Annotated in this window: 16 protein-coding genes; 6 read left to right on the top strand and 10 right to left on the bottom strand. The window is 68.9% G+C overall.

The features are described 5' to 3' along the window. Positions 1-624, bottom strand: coding sequence for an RraA family protein (locus AB0H78_RS17360; protein ID WP_363235256.1), 624 nt, complete (start codon positions 622-624; stop codon positions 1-3). 361 nt (positions 625-985) lie between these two features. Continuing rightward, positions 986-2029, bottom strand: coding sequence for a helix-turn-helix domain-containing protein (locus tag AB0H78_RS17355; protein ID WP_363235255.1), 1044 nt, complete (start codon positions 2027-2029; stop codon positions 986-988). A gap of 110 nt (positions 2030-2139) precedes the next feature. Here AB0H78_RS17355 and AB0H78_RS17350 point away from each other — a divergent pair, with 110 nt between their 5' ends. From AB0H78_RS17350 to AB0H78_RS17335, 4 genes are all read left to right on the top strand, one after another. Continuing rightward, a complete protein-coding gene (locus tag AB0H78_RS17350) occupies positions 2140-2724 on the top strand; it encodes a cysteine hydrolase family protein (RefSeq protein WP_363235254.1) in 585 nt (194 codons plus the stop codon). After that, positions 2724-3446, top strand: coding sequence for a cysteine hydrolase family protein (locus AB0H78_RS17345; protein WP_363235253.1), 723 nt, complete (start codon positions 2724-2726; stop codon positions 3444-3446). The genes AB0H78_RS17350 and AB0H78_RS17345 overlap by 1 nt, the downstream gene beginning before the upstream one ends. 146 nt (positions 3447-3592) lie before the next feature. Then, positions 3593-4732 carry a hypothetical protein gene (locus AB0H78_RS17340; protein WP_363235252.1) on the top strand — a complete coding sequence of 380 codons (1140 nt, stop codon included), beginning with the start codon at positions 3593-3595 and terminating at the stop codon, positions 4730-4732. A gap of 30 nt (positions 4733-4762) precedes the next feature. Beyond that, the gene (locus AB0H78_RS17335) at positions 4763-5401 is read left to right on the top strand and encodes a class I SAM-dependent methyltransferase (protein WP_363235251.1); all 639 of its coding nucleotides are present in this window, start codon (positions 4763-4765) and stop codon (positions 5399-5401) included. Positions 5402-5420: 19 nt separating this feature from the next. Here the strand turns inward: AB0H78_RS17335 and AB0H78_RS17330 are convergent, their stop codons facing one another. The 6 genes from AB0H78_RS17330 to AB0H78_RS17305 all read right to left on the bottom strand — a co-directional run bounded on the left by AB0H78_RS17330 (position 5421) and on the right by AB0H78_RS17305 (position 11706). Next, entirely contained in the window at positions 5421-6107 is a 687-nt protein-coding gene (locus AB0H78_RS17330) for a helix-turn-helix transcriptional regulator (protein ID WP_363235250.1), read from the bottom strand. A 79-nt stretch (positions 6108-6186) separates the two neighbouring features. Then, positions 6187-7029 carry a carbohydrate ABC transporter permease gene (locus AB0H78_RS17325; RefSeq protein WP_363235249.1) on the bottom strand — a complete coding sequence of 281 codons (843 nt, stop codon included), beginning with the start codon at positions 7027-7029 and terminating at the stop codon, positions 6187-6189. Between the two features lie 6 nt (positions 7030-7035). Continuing rightward, the gene (locus AB0H78_RS17320) at positions 7036-7896 is read right to left on the bottom strand and encodes a sugar ABC transporter permease (RefSeq protein ID WP_363235638.1); all 861 of its coding nucleotides are present in this window, start codon (positions 7894-7896) and stop codon (positions 7036-7038) included. Positions 7897-7911: 15 nt separating this feature from the next. Continuing rightward, the gene (locus tag AB0H78_RS17315) at positions 7912-9276 is read right to left on the bottom strand and encodes an extracellular solute-binding protein (RefSeq protein ID WP_363235248.1); all 1365 of its coding nucleotides are present in this window, start codon (positions 9274-9276) and stop codon (positions 7912-7914) included. Positions 9277-9385: 109 nt separating this feature from the next. After that, positions 9386-10093 (bottom strand): response regulator, encoded by a 708-nt coding sequence (locus tag AB0H78_RS17310; protein WP_363235247.1) that lies wholly within the window; start codon positions 10091-10093, stop codon positions 9386-9388. Next, entirely contained in the window at positions 10090-11706 is a 1617-nt protein-coding gene (locus AB0H78_RS17305) for a sensor histidine kinase (protein WP_363235246.1), read from the bottom strand. The genes AB0H78_RS17310 and AB0H78_RS17305 overlap by 4 nt, the downstream gene beginning before the upstream one ends. Positions 11707-11831: 125 nt before the next feature. On the opposite strand from AB0H78_RS17305, the gene AB0H78_RS17300 reads away from it, so the two are divergent. After that, complete coding sequence (locus tag AB0H78_RS17300; RefSeq protein WP_363235245.1) at positions 11832-13181, top strand: cation:dicarboxylase symporter family transporter; 1350 nt, start codon at positions 11832-11834, stop codon at positions 13179-13181. Positions 13182-13233: 52 nt separating this feature from the next. On the opposite strand, the gene AB0H78_RS17295 is transcribed toward AB0H78_RS17300, so the two are convergent. Together AB0H78_RS17295 and AB0H78_RS17290 are read right to left on the bottom strand one after the other, a co-directional pair. Continuing rightward, entirely contained in the window at positions 13234-13971 is a 738-nt protein-coding gene (locus AB0H78_RS17295; protein WP_363235244.1) for a Clp protease N-terminal domain-containing protein, read from the bottom strand. 39 nt (positions 13972-14010) lie between these two features. Beyond that, positions 14011-14652 (bottom strand): HAD-IA family hydrolase, encoded by a 642-nt coding sequence (locus tag AB0H78_RS17290; RefSeq protein ID WP_363235243.1) that lies wholly within the window; start codon positions 14650-14652, stop codon positions 14011-14013. 75 nt (positions 14653-14727) lie between these two features. Between AB0H78_RS17290 and AB0H78_RS17285 the strand changes: the two genes are divergently transcribed. Next, on the top strand, positions 14728-15369 hold the full coding sequence (locus AB0H78_RS17285; protein WP_363235242.1) for a hypothetical protein: 642 nt from the start codon (positions 14728-14730) through the stop codon (positions 15367-15369). Positions 15370-15433 lie beyond the last annotated feature (64 nt).

Raw genomic sequence — 15433 nt, 5'->3', positions numbered from 1 at the left:
TCAGTCGGTGAAGCCGTTCTCGGCGAGGATCTTGTCGATACGGGCGCGGTGCGCCGCTTCCCATGCGTCGAGTGATTCGCCGGCCTCCTTGGCCAGCTTTGCCTGGGCGTCGAGCAGTGTCGGCACCTGGCGGCCGCTGGGCGTGACCACGATTCCCTCCTCGTCGGCCACGACGATGTCACCCGCGTTCACATCCACTCCGCCGCACCGGACCGGGCCGTTGAGCGGGGCCACGGCCGCCTTGGTTCCGGGGATGGGGATGACTCCCCTGGCGAAGACCGGGAAGCCCGCCTCGCGAACTTCGGCGAGGTCGCGGATCAGCCCGTCGACCACGAACGCTGCGACTCCCCGGCGCTGGGCGACCGCGCAGACGTTCCCGCCGGCGAGCGCGAAGTCCAGATCGCCCGACTCGACGACGATGACCGAGCCGGGCGCGGCGCGGTAGATGGCCGCGTGCAGCATGAGGTTGTCGCCAGGAGGGCACCGCACCGTGAACGCAGGGCCTGCGACGCGTGGGAACGGCGACCAGAGTGGACGGATGCCGATGTCCATGACCTGCTCCCGCCCGAGGAGGTCGGCGAGCGTGGTCGGCGGAATGTCCTCGAACCCGGTGGTGGCGGTCATGTCCGTCCTTCGGTGGCGTGGTGGGCTGTCGATTCGGGCGAGTTCCATCATGCGGCAGTGGATCTTCGGCTCCGGGGCAGGATGAGTGGGTGATACCTCCCCGGTTGTTGTGGTGCGACCCTCGTCCCATCCCTCGATTCACCAGATGCTGCTGTTCCCGGCAGGGTTCACCCCTCTGCTGAGCGATGCGCAGCTGGCCTGGGTGCAGGCGCAGTGGGACGACGCCGGATAGGCGACCTCTCGAACGGGCGGCCCGGGTCGGCGTGACCGGCTGAACCGGAGAGGGTTGCGAGGCCGTCGAAGTGCTGCGGCCGGCCGGGGAAACCAGGGGCGTGGTGCGGCCCCCGGCCCCCGGCCCCCGTCAGTCGGCCTGCGGGACTCTGAAGCGGCGGCGGTACTCCGTCGGAGTCGTGTTCAGGCGGCGTCTGAACGCCCGTACCAGGGTGTCGGTCGTGCCGAAGCCGCAGGCGGTGGCGATGCGTTCGAGGGTGGCGTCGGTGGATTCGAGGCCGTGGCGGGCCTTTTCGACGCGGATGGATTCGATGTACGTGTGCGGGGTCGTGCCCAGCTCGGTCTTGAAGAGCCGGGTGAGGTGGCGGTCGCTGACATGCGCGTACGCCGCCAGGTCCGCGACGGTCAGCGGCTGGTCGACGTTGCGCATGATGTGGTGGCGGATGTCCTCGATCCGCCGCGTCGTGGAGACCTGCTCCAGCGGGACGCTGAACTGGCTCTGGCCGCTGGGGCGTTTGAGGTACATCACGAGCTGGCGCGCGACGCGCAGCGCGACGGCCTCGCCGAGGTCGTCGGCGATCAGGGCCAGCGACAGGTCCAGGCAGGCGCTGATCCCCGCCCCGGTCCACACGTTGCCCTCGCGGATGAAGATCGGGTCGGCGTCGACCTCGACGGCCGGGTGCTCGGCGGCCAGTTGCTGTGCGGTCGACCAGTGGGTGGTGGCCCGTTTGCCGTCGAGGAGACCGGCGGCGGCCAGCAGATGTGCTCCGACGCATACGGAGGTGACCCGGCGCGTACGCCCGGCGAGCACCTTCACCGAAGCGACCAGGGCGGGGTCCACGTTCGCGCGGACGCGGCCTGAGCTGTCGACGTCCACCGAGCCGGGCACGATGAGGGTGTCGATACGCCCCTCGGCGGCCTCGTTGAAGGTGACGTCGGGGAGGATGCGTACTCCGGCCGCGGTGGTTACGGGGGCCATGCTCTCGGCGGCGAGGACGACGCGGTAGCCGGCGGCGGCCTCGGTCTCGCGCTTGGCCAGGGAGAACACCTCCGGCGGGCCGGTGACATCGAGCAGGTCGACTCCCTCGAAGAGGACGATCACGATCAGTCGTCCGACGGTGTCCGGCACGGGCTGCTCCTGCTCCTGGTGCTGTTCCTGGTGCTCCTGCGGCATGTCTGTATCTGCATGTTAGACGTCATTGTGGACACGGCTGGGGGGTCGTAGCGTTTTGGACACAGCCCAACGCACCTCACCCCACCCGAACCCCCGAAGGCGGTACACCCATGTCCAGAACGACGCTGCGCGAGCTCAACGGCTTCGACGAGACGCCTGCGAAGCTGGCCGGCTCGACGCTGATCCTCATCGACTTCCAGAACACCTACACCCAGGGCGTGATGGAACTCGACGGGTGGGAGGCCTCGCTGGACGCCGCCGTACTGCTGCTGGCGCGCGCCCGTGAGCAGGGCACGAAGGTCGTGCATGTCATCAACGACGGGGGCGAAGGCACTCCGTACGACATCCGCGCCGAGATCGGCCAGATCCACCCGCGCCTGGCGCCCGTGGACGGGGAGCCCGTCGTCGTCAAGACGGCACCGAACGCCTTCCACGGCACCGACCTGGGCGACCACGTCACGGACGGGCAGGACGTCGTCATCGCCGGGTGGATGACCCACATGTGCGTGGCATTCACGGCGCAGGGCGCGTTCCTGCGCGGCAACCGCCCCACGGTCGTCGCCGAGGCCACCGCCACCAGGTCCCTGCCGGTCGCCGGCACCGACCTGGACGCCTGCCAGGTGCACTACAGCGCGCTGGCCACCATCGCCGACCTGTACGGCGTCGTCGTCACGTCCCAGAAGGAGATCGTCTGATGTCGAAGATTTTGCGTTCCGCTGCCGCACTCGGTGTCGTCGGTGTTCTCGCCTTCACCGCTACGGCGTGCGGCGGAGACTCCGAAGCCGCCTCGCGCACCGAAAGCAAGCCGTCGCCCACCGCGGAGAAGAACGTCGCGAAGGACACGACGACTCTGCGCCAGCTCAACAAGTTCGACGAGACCCCGGCGACTCTCGCGGACGCCACGCTGATCCTGGTCGACTACCAGAACACGTACACCGAGGGCGTGATGGAGCTCGACGGCTGGCAGGCGGCGGTGAACAACACCGAAGCCCTGCTGAAGCGGGCACGCGCCGCCGGTACGCCGGTCATCCATATCGTCGACAAGGGCTACGACCTGAAGTCGAAGGGCGGCCAGATCATTCCCGCCCTCACCCCGGCCAAGGGCGAGCCTGTGGTCGAGAAGTCCGTCCCCAACGGCTTCTACAAGACCGACCTCGCCCAGCAGGTCAAGAAGGCCGGGCGCAAGAACGTCATCATCGCCGGGTTCATGACGAACATGTGCACCCTGTTCACCACGCAGGGCGCGTTCCTCAACGGCAACAGCCCGACCGTGGTGGCCGATGCCTCCGCGACCCGGCCGCTGCCGCTGAACGGCAAGCCGAACGGCATCCCGGCGCAGCAGGTCCACGAGGCCGCTCTCGCCACGGTCCAGGACCTCTACGGGGTCGTGGTTCCGAAGCAGAGCGCGATCAAGTAGCACCGAGCAGCAGTACGCGCCCCCTTTCGGGATAAGGGGGCGCTTCCCCCCCATGAATGTCCGTTCCCAGCACTGGAATTCCCCATGCAGAAGCTCCCCCCACCGCACCGATATCCGTACGAAGAATTACCCAGGAGAAAACGAAGATGGCTACACGCAGAGGTTTCATAGGCAGCGCTTCCGGCATCGGCACCGCCGCCCTGCTCGGCTACTCGGCGTCCCCGAGCGCCGCCGACACCCCGGTGGCGGGCGAGGTGGGCGCGGTGGCGGTGACCCCGCAGCAGGCGAAGGACTCGATCTTCGCGGTGAACGCCGGGATGCGCTCCAACTACGCCACGCTCAAAGCCGAGTTGATCAAGCATCTCTCACCGGTGATCGTCGTGCAGAACGACGCCAAGGGCGGCAGGTTCACCCTCGTCACCGACGCCGGCCAGGAGTCGGTCAACCCCGTGGCGGAGACGTTCGAGCTGGCGAAGTCCATCGCTCACGTCCCGCTCGGCCTTTTCTCCGTGCTCGCCTCGTATCTGGCGGACAAGATCCCGAACCTGCCGAACGCAGGGCGCATGGACGCCCATGACCTCGTCATGGTGGCGTTCAACGACGACAAGTCATCCGCGTGGATCACCCCGCTCAAGGCATACGCCACGACCCTCACGACGGCCCGCCGCAACCTCGCCGCCGCCGGTCTGCCGGCCGCGCTGACCACGTCCTGCGGCAACATCCTCGACGGCGCCCTGAAGTTCATCAACACCTCGGTCCAGACGAAGGTGTTCGACATGGCGTCCTTCGAAGCGTTCTCCGCGAGCGTCTACCCGGACATCCGCGTCAACATGGAGCATGCCGCGCAGGCCCAGATCGCGGGCGTACAGCAGATCATGAAGACCTGGCGCACGAAGGTCGGCGAAGCGGCGTGGGCGGACCTGTACTGCGTGGTGCTCTCGCAGTGGACCACCAGCGTGCTCAACCAGAACACCATCATCATCAAGGACTGCATGAACGCGGCGAAGGTCGCCACCCACCTGATCGACCTGCCCGGCCTCGAAACGCCGAAGGACCCGATCTTCACCGCGCTCGACAACCTTGCCCGGATCGTGCAGGACAACATCGCCGCGGAGATGGTGTTCCCGAAGGACACGAAGGTCGCGGACGCGCTGAAGGGCAACCAGGACCTGCTGTCCGACGAGATCCTGATCCAGCTCGGCGGATCCGGCGCCACGGCGGCGACGGCGAAGGCCGCCCCCGCCTACAACACGCTCTCCGAGGGGATGTGCCCGGTCCGGAAGTGACCCCGGCCGGCTGGGTGGTTGGGTGAGGGGGTGACTCGATTCCCTTATCTGGAGGCGGCGCGGGCGTCCTATGACACCGTCGCCGAGGACTATGCCGTGCTGGTGCCGCCGCTGGTCGACGGCGACACCTTCGGCCGCGCGATGCTCGGTGCTTTCGCCGAGCTCGTACGGGATGCCGGCGGACTCCCCGTCGCCGACGTCGGGTGCGGGCCCGGACACATCACCGCGCGGCTGGACGGCATGGGGCTGGACGTGTTCGGGGTCGACCTCTCGCCGGGGATGGTGGAGGTCGCCCGGCGGACGTATCCCCGACTGCGGTTCGACGTCGGCTCGATGACCGGCCTCGACCTCCCCGACGGTGAACTCGGCGGCATCGTCGCCTGGTGGTCCGTACTGCACACACCACCGGAGGTGCTGCCCGTGGTGCTCGCCGAGTTCCGGCGGACGCTGGCGCCCGGCGGGCATGCGGTGATCGGGTTCCACGTGGGGGAGGGGAGCCGGCGGCCGGAGCGTGCGTACGGCCATCCGGTGGCGTACGGCACCTACTTCTGGCAGCCGGACCGCATGGCCGAGCTGCTGGTCGAGGCCGGTCTCGACGTCGTCGCGACGCTGGTGTCGGAGGGGGCGAAGCGGCCGAGCGCGGTGCTGATGGCGCGGCGGGCGGGCTGACCTGCCGGCTTGTGCTCGCCTAGCCGCGCGCCAGTGACCAGAAGCGGGGCACGATCGTGTCCAGGAAGGCCTTGCCCTCGTCGGCCGCCGTCGACGTCGTCGATGTATTGCCCCAGTTGAGCGTCGACACCATCTGCGCCTGGTAGTCGGAGTGGAGCTGTTCGAGGAGGTCCTCGATGTGGTGGCGGGGGAGGGGCAGGAGCTTGGCGGCCGGGCGTACGTAGGCCTGCCAGCGGGTGGTCGCCGCCGAGCGCAGCAGGTCGGCCAGTTCCCCGTCGCGGCCCGTCGCCGTGAGGAACGCGGCGGGGGTCAGGGAGAGCACCTCGGCGAGGGCGGTGGACTGGCGTTCGTTGCCGCGCCAGCGGCCCGAATCCTCCATGCGGACGTACGCGGAGACGTCCATGCCGATCCGGCGTGCCAGGTCCTCCGGGGGCAGCCCCTGGGCCAGGCGGTGTTCGCGCAGGGTGGTCGCGGTGATCAGCAGGTCGCCGAGCGAACACCACAACACCCCGGCCAGCGCGGTCAGTTCGCGGGAAGTGGGCGAGAGCAGGCCTCGCTCCCAGGCCGCCACCGTGTCGGGGGTGACCTGGAGTCCGTACTGGGCGCGCAGTCCGTAGGCGACGTGGCCGGGGGCCATGCCCAGCGCCTCGCGCAGGCGGCGCGCGGCGGGGGCGTCGAAGGGTGGGCTCTCGTGGTGCACGGGCACACCGTAGAGGGGGGAGTGAGGGTGCGCATACGGTGCGTTCCGACAGGGTTCGGGCTTTGGAGGAACGTACGGGCGCCGGTTAGCCCTTGACCGCGCCTCCCAGTGCGAAGCCGCTTCCCAGGCGGCGTGCGATCAGGACGTACAGCAGCACGACCGGCGTCGAGTAGATCATCGAGAAGGCCGCGAGCTCGCCGAAGGCCACCTGGCCCGTGCGGTTGCCGAAGAAGTTGAAGATCGAGACCGAGGCGGGGAGCTGCTCGGGGGTCAGCAGGAGCATGAAGGGGACGAAGAAGTTCCCCCACATCATGATGAAGCTGAAGATCGTGACGACCGTGACCCCCGGTCCCATCAGCGGGAGCACGATCCGGGTCAGCGTCTGCATGGCGGTCGCGCCGTCCGTGCGGGCCGCCTCCTCCAGGACCATCGGGACGCCGTCCATGAAGTTCTTCATCAGCCATATCCCGAAGGGGAGTTGGGAGGTGGAGAGGAAGAGCGCCGTGCCGTACGTGGTGTCGATGAGGTTCGTCTGCACGAACAGGCCGTAGACCGGGACCATGATCGCCGTGATGGGGAGGCAGGTGGTGAAGAGGACCGTGAGGAGGAAGGGGCGGTTGAAGCGGGACTGGTAGCGGGAGAGCGGGTACGCGGCGAGGGCCGATGCCGCCACCGTGAGGGCCGTCGCTCCGCCGCAGAGGATCAGGCTGTTGAGCATCGGGCGGAAGGTGATCTCCTCCGTGAGCACGCCGGAGAAGTTGTCGAGGGTCGGCTGGTCGGGGAGGTGTACGCGCAGGCCTGCCACCGGGTCGATGGAGGACAGGATCAGCCAGACCAGGGGGAGCGCGAAGGCCGCGGCCAGGACCAGCAGGGCCAGGTCCGTGGCGAGGCGTTCGGCGGTGCGGCGGTTCTTCAGGGCGCGGGGCATGGCGGATCAGACCTCCGTCTTCAGCAGGCGCAGGTAGACCACGGAGAAGAGCGAGCTGATCAGCAGGAGGAGCAGGGCGACTGCCGTTCCGTAGCCGATCAGGGACTTGTTGAAGGCCTGGTCGTACATGAAGACCGGGAGCGTCTCGCTCCGGTTTCCCGGGCCGCCCCGGGTCATGGCCCAGATCAGACCGAAGACCGAGAGGGTCTGCAGGGTGTTGAGCATCAGGTTCGTGGCGATCGAGCGGCGGATCATGGGGAGCGTGATGTGCCAGAAGCGGCGCAGGCCGCTCGCCCCGTCGACCTCGGCCGCTTCGGTGATGTCCTGCGGGATCTCGGCGAGGGCGGCCGAGTAGATCAGCATCGAGAAGGCCGTTCCGCGCCAGACGTTCGCGAAGGAGACCGCGACGATCGGGAGCGTGTAGAGCCAGTTCTGGGACGGGAGATGCAGCCAGTCCAGGATGGCGTTGAGGGTGCCCTCGCGGCGGAAGAAGGCGTACAGGAGGAAGGCCGCGACGATCTCAGGGAGCACCCAGGCGGCGATCACGAGGGCGCCGGTGACGGTGCGCACGGGCTTGGAGGCGCGGCGCATCAGGGTGGCCAGGAACAGGCCCAGCGAATTCTGGCCGAGGAGCGAGGAGATGACCGTGAAGACGAGGGTGAGCCAGACCGCGTTGCGGAAGACGGGGTCGGCGAAGGCGCGGCGGAAGTTGGCGAAGCCGACGAAGTCCGTCGAGGAGGAGCCCGTCAGCTGCATGTTGGTGAAGGCGATGTAGCCGCAGTAGCCGATGGGGCCGGCCAGGAAGACGAGGAGCAGGACGACGGCCGGGGCCAGGGGCAGCCAGCCGAGCCGGCCGCCCCTGCGCAGGGTGCTCACCGGGTGTCAGCCCTTGTTCAGGACTGCGTCGCCGGCGATGGTCTTCAGCGCGTCGTCGTACGTCTTCGCCGCGCCGTCGGGTTTCGCGTCACCCGTGGTCACGGCCTCCATCGCCTCGCCGATCGCCGTGGAGATCTGCGGATAGACGGGGAGCGCCGGGCGGTAGTGCGTGTACTGGACCAGGCCCGTGAAGAAGGCGACGCCCGGGCTGGACTTGAGGTATTCCGGATCCGCCGCGACGTCCTTGCGGACCGCGATCTGGGCGCCCTGGACCGTCCACTTCACCGCGTTCGCCTTCGTCTGCAGCTGCTCGATCATCTTCCACGCCAGGTCCTGGTTCTTGGACTTGGCGGGGATGGAGTAGATCCAGCCGCCCGACATGGAGACCTTGCCCGGCGCCTGGCCGTTCTGGGTCGGCATCGCGGTCTGGCCGAGGACCGTCGACCACTCGGGCCAGGGCTTGCCGCCGGTGGGCAGCCACTGGTTGCCCATCCAGGAGCCGTCGATGTCGATGGCCAGCTTGCCGTTGGGGAGCCAGTCCGTCTGGACCTGGGTGCCGACGTTCGGGTCCAGGGCGTCCGACTGCTGGGGGCCCAGCTTCTCGGAGAAGACCGTGTTCACGAAGTCGAGGGAGTCCTTGAAGCCCTTGCCGCCCGCCACCCACTTGCTGGACGCGGTGTCGTAGAGGGGATCGGTCCCGGTTCCGTACAGCAGCATCTCGAAGCCCTGCATCACGGCTGCTTCGCCCGGGCCCTTGCCGGTGTAGATGTTGAGGGGAATGGTGCCGGGGACCTTCTGCTTGATCGTGCGGGCCGCATCGAGGATCTCCGCCCACGACTTGGGCTGCCAGTCGGCGGGCAGGCCCGCCTTCTTGAAGATGTCCTTGTTGAACCAGATGCCACGGGTGTCGGTGCCGTCCGGCACGCCGTACGTCTTGCCGTCCTGCGCCTTGGCCGCCGTCTTGGCGGTCGGCAGGAACTGGTCCCAACTCGGCCATTTGGCAAGGTACTTGTCGATGGGTGCGAGGTAGCCGCTCTTGATGTCCGAGTTGATGAGGAAGGTGTCCTCGTAGACCAGGTCCGGTGCGGTCTTCGAGGAGCGCATCATCTGCTGGATCTTGGTGTAGTACGCGTTCTCGTCGGCCTGGATCGGGATGAGCTTGACCTTTTTCCCGGGGTTGGCCTTCTCGAAGTCCTTCTTCACCGCCGCGAGGTAGTTGTCCATGACGAGGACTTTGTTGTTGGTGGACCGCTGGTAGGCGATCTTCACTGTGTCGGGGCTGGAGCCGGAACCACTGCTGCAGGCAGTGAGCGAACCGGCGGCGAGCACGGTGGCTGCGGCGGCAAGGATCAGCGGAGCGGTGGGGCGCACGGGCACGACCTCCTCTGGCGAAAAAGCCTGGGTGGGCTGCCCGGTGAACCTAAGGCGGAGCTCAAATCAAGGTCAATCCCCGTGCATGACAACGTTGTTATCGGTTGCGCTACGGACCGCTGATCCAGCGGTACTGGAGCTCCGGGCGCCCGATCTGCCCGTATTGGGGTGCGCGGGCGGCGCGCCCCGAGTCGACCAGGTGCTCCAGGTAGCGGCGTGCGGTGATCCGCGAGATGCCGATGGCGGCGGCCGTCTCGGTGGCGCTGGTACCGGTGGGGCTGCGGCGCAGTGTCCGGGTCACCGCCTCCAGGGTGGAAGCGCTCAACCCCTTGGGCAGGACGGCGGGTTGGGGCGTACGCAGGGTGGCGAGCGCCCGGTCGACCTCCTCCTGGCTGCCCGCCTCGCCGGCCTCGGACGCGGTGCGGAACTCGGCGTAGCGGATGAGGCGGTCGCGCAGGGTGGGGAAGGTGAAGGGCTTCAGGACGTACTGGACGACGCCGAGCGAGACCCCTTCGCGTACGACGGCCAGATCGCGGGCCGAGGTGACCGCGATGACGTCCGCCGAGTGGCCCGTGGCGCGCAGTGAGCGTACGAGCTGCAGACCGTGCCCGTCGGGCAGATGCAGATCGAGCAGGAGCAGGTCGACGGGGGCGCCGTCGGAGGTCGCGCGGTCCAGGGCGCGGACGGCCTCGGCGCGCGAGTGGGTGGTGGCGACGACGGTGAAGCCGGGGACGCGGCCGACGTAGAGGGTGTGCGCGTCGGCGGCGACGGGGTCGTCCTCGACGACCAGGACGCGCAGGGGGGTGGTCGTCGTCATGTGCCGCTCCTCGGTGGGGTGTTGGTGGACGGATCCGGCTCCGGTTCCGGCTGTTGCTCCGGCTCCAGTGGCAGTCGTACGGAGAACTCCGCGCCCTCCACCGCGACCGTTCCGCCCAGGCGCAGCGCCGACTGGCGTACGAGGGCCAGGCCCAGGCCGCGGCCGGCGCCCCGGGTGGACCAGCCGGGACGGAAGACCTCATCGGCGTCGGCGGCCCGGACGCCGGGGCCCGTGTCGGCGACCCGCAGCAGGAGTTCGCCTTCGGCCGCCCGGACGGTGACCGTGACGCGGGCGCCCTCGCTGCCCTGGGCCGCGTCCAGTGCGTTGTCGATGAGGTTGCCGAGGAGGGTGACCAGGTCACGGGGTGGCAGCAGGCCCTCCTTGATGTCGCTGTCGTCGGCCAGGACCAGTTCCACGCCGCGCTCGTTGGCCTGGGCCGCCTTGCCGAGGAGGAGGGCCGCGAGCACCGGTTCGGCGACTGCTCCGACCACCCGGTCGGTGAGCGTCTGGGCCAGTTCGAGCTCGGCGGTGGCGAAGTCGACCGCCTCCTCGGTCCGGTCGAGCTCGATCAGCGAGACGACGGTGTGGAGGCGGTTGGCGGCCTCGTGGGCCTGGGCGCGCAGGGCCTGGGTGAAGTCGCGTTCGGAGTCCAACTCACCGCTGAGCGCCTGGAGTTCGGTGTGATCGCGGAGGGTCACGACCGTGCCGTGCTGCTCACCGCCGCGTACGGGGCGCGTGTTGACGACCACCACGCGGTCGGCGGTGAGGTGCACCTCGTCCACGCGCGGCTCGGAGGAGAGCAGCGCGCCGGTGAGCGGTGCGGGCAGGCCCAGGGTGGCGGCGCTGCGGCCGACCGCGTCCGGGCCGAGGCCCAGCAGTTCGCGGCCGCCGTCGTTGATCAGGGCGATGCGGCGGCGGCTGTCGAGCATGAGGAGGCCTTCGCTCACGGCATGCAGGGCGGCCTGGTGGTAGTCGTGCATCCGGCTGAGCTCGGCGGCGTTCATGCCGTGGGTGTGGCGGCGCAGGCGGGCGTTGATGACGTACGTACCGAGCCCGCCCAGTGCGAGAGCACCGCTCGCGAACCAGAGCAGCATTCCCACCTGCTGCTGGATCTGCGCGTCGATCCGCTTGACGGTGATCCCCGCGCTGACCAGGCCGACGACGCGGGTGCCGTCGCGGATGGGCGTGACGACGCGGATCGAGGAGCCCAGGGTGCCGGTGTAGGTCTCGGCGTACGTCTCGCCGCGCAGGGCGGGCGCGATGTGTCCGAGGTAGCGGGCGCCGATCTGATCGGGGTCGGGGTGCGTCCAGCGGATGCCGTGCACGTCCATGATCGTGACGAACGCGACGTCGGTGGAGTCGACGATCTGCAGGGCGTACGTCTGGAGGGCCGCCGTCGGGTCCGGGCCGCGGATCGCCTCCCGTACGGACGGCGAGAGCGCCACCGCCTGCGCGGCCGCCGTCGCCTGGCGGCGGGCGGCCTCCTGGGCCTGGCGGTTGTCCGTGACGTAACTGAAGAGCGCGCAGCCCGCGACGATCACCGCCACGAGGACGACCTGCATCGCGAAGAGCTGGCCGGCCAGGGAACGGGGGCGGGGGACGGATATGCGCATGGGAGCAGTGTGCATGGCGGAAAAGCGGTGAACGTAATGCACGGAAGGGTGACGGGGGTCACAGGGCGGTGGATAGTCGCGGGGATCCATCGGGACGTGGAGAAGCTCACGAGAAGGAGGGCAACGTGGCCCCCACCAGGCGGGACCGTACGCACTATCTGTATCTGGCCGTGATCGGAGCGGTCGTGCTCGGCATCATCGTGGGGTTCGCCGCCCCCGGTGTGGCCGTCGAACTCAAGCCGATCGGCACCGGGTTCGTGAACCTGATCAAGATGATGATCTCGCCGATCATCTTCTGCACGATCGTGCTGGGCGTCGGATCGGTGCGCAAGGCGGCGAAGGTCGGGGCCGTCGGCGGGCTCGCTCTCGGCTACTTCATGATCATGTCGGTGGTCGCCCTGGCGATCGGGCTGCTCGTCGGCAATCTTCTGGAGCCGGGCGCCGGACTGCATCTGACGGAGGCGGCGCGCAGCGCCGGGGCCAAGCAGGCCGCGGGCGCGAGCGAGTCGACCGTGGAGTTCCTGCTCGGGATCATCCCGACCACGATGGTCTCCGCCTTCACCGAGGGCCAGGTGCTCCAGACCCTGCTGATCGCGCTGCTCACGGGCTTCGCGCTGCAGGCGCTGGGGCCGGTGGGGGCGCCGGTGCTCAAGGGTGTCGAGCACATCCAGCGGCTGGTCTTCCGCATCCTCTCCATGATCATGTGGGCGGCTCCGCTGGGGGCGTTCGGGGCGATGGCGGCGGTGGTCGGGGAGACCGGGGTCGATGCGCTCAAGGCCCTTGCCGTGATCATGGTGGGCTTCTACATCACCTGTGCGCTGTTCGTCTTCGTCGTGCTCGGGGTGCTGCTGAAGGTCTTCACGGGGCTCAACATCTTCCGGCTGCTGAAGTATCTGAGCCGTGAGTTCCTGCTGATCCTGTCGACCTCGTCGTCGGAGTCGGCGCTGCCGCGGCTGATCGCGAAGATGGAACATCTGGGCGTGAGCAAGCCGGTCGCCGGGATCACGGTGCCGACGGGGTATTCGTTCAATCTCGACGGCACCATGATCTATCTGACGATGGCCTCGATCTTCGTGGCCAACGCGCTGGACAAGCCGATGAGCGGCGGCGAGCAGATCTCCCTGCTGCTGTTCATGTTCGTCGCCTCGAAGGGCGCGGCGGGCGTGACGGGTGCGGGACTCGCGACGCTCGCGGGAGGACTCCAGTCGCACCGGCCGGAACTGGTCGACGGGGTCGGTCTGATCGTGGGCATCGACCGCTTCATGAGCGAGGCGCGCGCGATGACGAACTTCGCGGGGAACGCGGTGGCCACGGTGCTCGTCGGGACGTGGACCAAGGAGATCGACAGGGAACGGGTGGATGAGGTCCTGGCGGGCCGGATGCCGTTCGACGAGAAGATGCTCACTGACGAGGGTGTCTCGGAAGTGCCCGAACAGCGGTCGGGCGGCAAGGAGTTGGCGGACGAGCGGGCCTGATGGCCGGGCTGCGGGCGGTACGGGATGTGATCCGTACCGCCCGCGTGGCGTATCAGGCCTTGAACTGTGAGAGCAGCTCGACGAGGTGAGCCTCGATCGCGCTCTTCTCGATGCCGACCTCGGCCAACGGCCCCTCGCCGTCCTCCAGTTCGAGGAGCGCGAGCAGGATGTGCTCGGTGCCGATGTAGTTGTGGCCGAGGCGCAGGGCCTCCCGGAAAGTGAGCTCCAGGGCCTTCTTCGCTGATGCGTCGTACGGAATGAGGTCGGGCACCTCGTCGGCGGGGAGGGCGGGCGGAAGCGCGGCGGACGCGGCCTGCCGTACGGAGTCGAGCTGCACCCCCTGCGCGCGGATCGCGACCGCGGCGAGCCCCTCGGGCTCGATGAGCAGCCCGAGGACGAGGTGGGCGGGCACCATCTCGGCCTGGCCGGCCGCCTTCGCCTCGTTGTGCGAGGCCATGACGACGTTGCGGGCGCGCTCGGTGAAGCGGCCGAAGCCCGCGCTCGGGTCGAGGGCCGCGGCGGCCGGGTCCTTGAGGTCCTTCGGCACGAACCGCTTCTGGGCGGCCTGCTTGGTGACCCCCATGCTCTTGCCGATGTCGGTCCAGGAGGCGCCGGAACGGCGGGCCTGGTCGACGAAGTGGCCGATCAGATGGTCGGCCACTTCGCCGAGGTGGTCGGCGGCGATGACGGCGTCGGACAGCTGGTCGAGGGCGTCGGTGTGACCCTTTTTGATGGCTTCGATCAGGTCGTCGAGACGGACGGGATGCGTCGGACGGACTGGATTGGTCATGCGTCAACCTTAGGTTGACGCTCTCCGGATCGTCAACCCTTAGTTGACGATTGCCCTGGCTGCGTACGCGAGGATCTCCGGGGCCGCGTCGCGCAGGCTCGTGAAGTGCCGTTGCACGCCGTCGACGGGCCGCGGTGTGTTCACGCCCCACACGGTCATGCCGGCCGCCAGTCCCGCCCTGACACCCGAAGGTGCGTCCTCGATCACGAGGCAGTCCTCGGGTGCCGCGCCCAACCGCTCGGCCCCCAGCAGGTACGGCACCGGCGACGGCTTTCCCTCGCTCACCCCGGCGGCGTCCACGATCACCTCCGGGACGGGCAGCCCCGTACGGGCGAAGCGGCCGCGCACCCGGTGCTCGTAGTTGGAGGTGACCAGCGCCCATGACCCGGCGGGCAGGGCCGTGAGGAGTGCTGCGGCGCCGTCGAATGCGGAGTACGTACCGGAGCGGACGTCCTCGTCCTCCAGAGCATGGAATTCGGTGAGGCACCGCTCCGGGTCGAGCGAGGGTGCGACGGCGGCGAAGGTCTCCAACGGCCGCGTCCGCAGCGCCTCCTGGTAGACCTCGGCCGGATCGAGGCCGTGGCGCGTGGCCCAGGTCGCCCAGATCAGGCGCTGGTTGTCGAGGGCGTCGATCAGGGTGCCGTCGACATCGAAGAGGACGTATCTGCCGGAGCTGTTCACCGTGTCATTGTCCCAGCCCCGCGATTTACCTGTGCATTAGCATCCCTTGGGAATCGGATGGGGGAGTGATTTCGGATGACCGGCACGCAGAACACCCGGGGAGCGCGGCGGGCCGCCTACGCCACGGACGGCAGCGACTACCGGGGTGCGGTGCGGCACCACCTCTCGTATCTGCTGAAGTGGCTCCTGGCGTTCGTGGTGGGCGGCCTGCTGCTCATCGCGGCGGTGCCGCTGTCCGGGAAGCAGTATCTGATTCCCGTGGGGATCGTGGGGTGCCTCATGGTCGGCGGAGGCCTGCAGTTCTGGGTTCCCGAGGCGATCTGGAACGTGAGGTGCCGGCGTGTGCTCCGTACGTACCCCCTCGTCTTCCGTACGCCGGTGGAGCAGGTCTTCGCGGGCGCCCAGGGGAATGCCAGGCAGCTCCGTATGGGCGGGAAGGGCCCCGGAGGCTCGCCGTTGATGCGCGGGAAGATCATGAAGCCGAACAGCGGCGGCTGGCCCGAGGCGGCCAATGCCGGTGTGTGGTTCGCCGGGGACGATGCGTTCGGCGGGGTGGCGCTGGTGCCGGGGAGCGGGGAGCTGATCTTCATGCAGCCCGACGGCTTCAAGGACGACGCGGCGGCGTGCGCGGCGCGTGAGGCCGCGGGCGAGGGCCGTCGGCAGCAGGCGTCCAGGGCCGGACTCCGGCGGTTCGTCAACTTCCAGGTCCGCCGGTAGCCCGGTAGTCCGGACAGAAGTGGGCCCCGGCGGAAGGGAATCCGCCGGGGCCCGCTTCTGTACG

Source organism: Streptomyces sp. NPDC050738 (genome assembly GCF_040654175.1).
In the GTDB taxonomy this organism is placed as follows: domain Bacteria; phylum Actinomycetota; class Actinomycetes; order Streptomycetales; family Streptomycetaceae; genus Streptomyces.
The sequence above is the reverse complement of the archived record's forward strand: the minus strand, read 5'-3'. Positions and strand labels throughout refer to the sequence as shown.

Excerpts from the sequence above, each read along its gene's own strand:
- AB0H78_RS17325 (WP_363235249.1), bottom strand. The coding sequence starts at position 7,029 with ATGCCCCGCGCCCTGAAGAACCGCCGCACCGCCGAACGCCTCGCCACG.
- AB0H78_RS17340 (WP_363235252.1), top strand. The coding sequence starts at position 3,593 with ATGGCTACACGCAGAGGTTTCATAGGCAGCGCTTCCGGCATCGGCACC.
- AB0H78_RS17295 (WP_363235244.1), bottom strand. The coding sequence starts at position 13,971 with ATGACCAATCCAGTCCGTCCGACGCATCCCGTCCGTCTCGACGACCTG.
- AB0H78_RS17285 (WP_363235242.1), top strand. The coding sequence starts at position 14,728 with ATGACCGGCACGCAGAACACCCGGGGAGCGCGGCGGGCCGCCTACGCC.
- AB0H78_RS17360 (WP_363235256.1), bottom strand. The coding sequence starts at position 624 with ATGACCGCCACCACCGGGTTCGAGGACATTCCGCCGACCACGCTCGCC.
- AB0H78_RS17355 (WP_363235255.1), bottom strand. The coding sequence starts at position 2,029 with ATGCCGCAGGAGCACCAGGAACAGCACCAGGAGCAGGAGCAGCCCGTG.
- AB0H78_RS17310 (WP_363235247.1), bottom strand. The coding sequence starts at position 10,093 with ATGACGACGACCACCCCCCTGCGCGTCCTGGTCGTCGAGGACGACCCC.
- AB0H78_RS17345 (WP_363235253.1), top strand. The coding sequence starts at position 2,724 with ATGTCGAAGATTTTGCGTTCCGCTGCCGCACTCGGTGTCGTCGGTGTT.
- AB0H78_RS17350 (WP_363235254.1), top strand. The coding sequence starts at position 2,140 with ATGTCCAGAACGACGCTGCGCGAGCTCAACGGCTTCGACGAGACGCCT.
- AB0H78_RS17305 (WP_363235246.1), bottom strand. The coding sequence starts at position 11,706 with ATGCGCATATCCGTCCCCCGCCCCCGTTCCCTGGCCGGCCAGCTCTTC.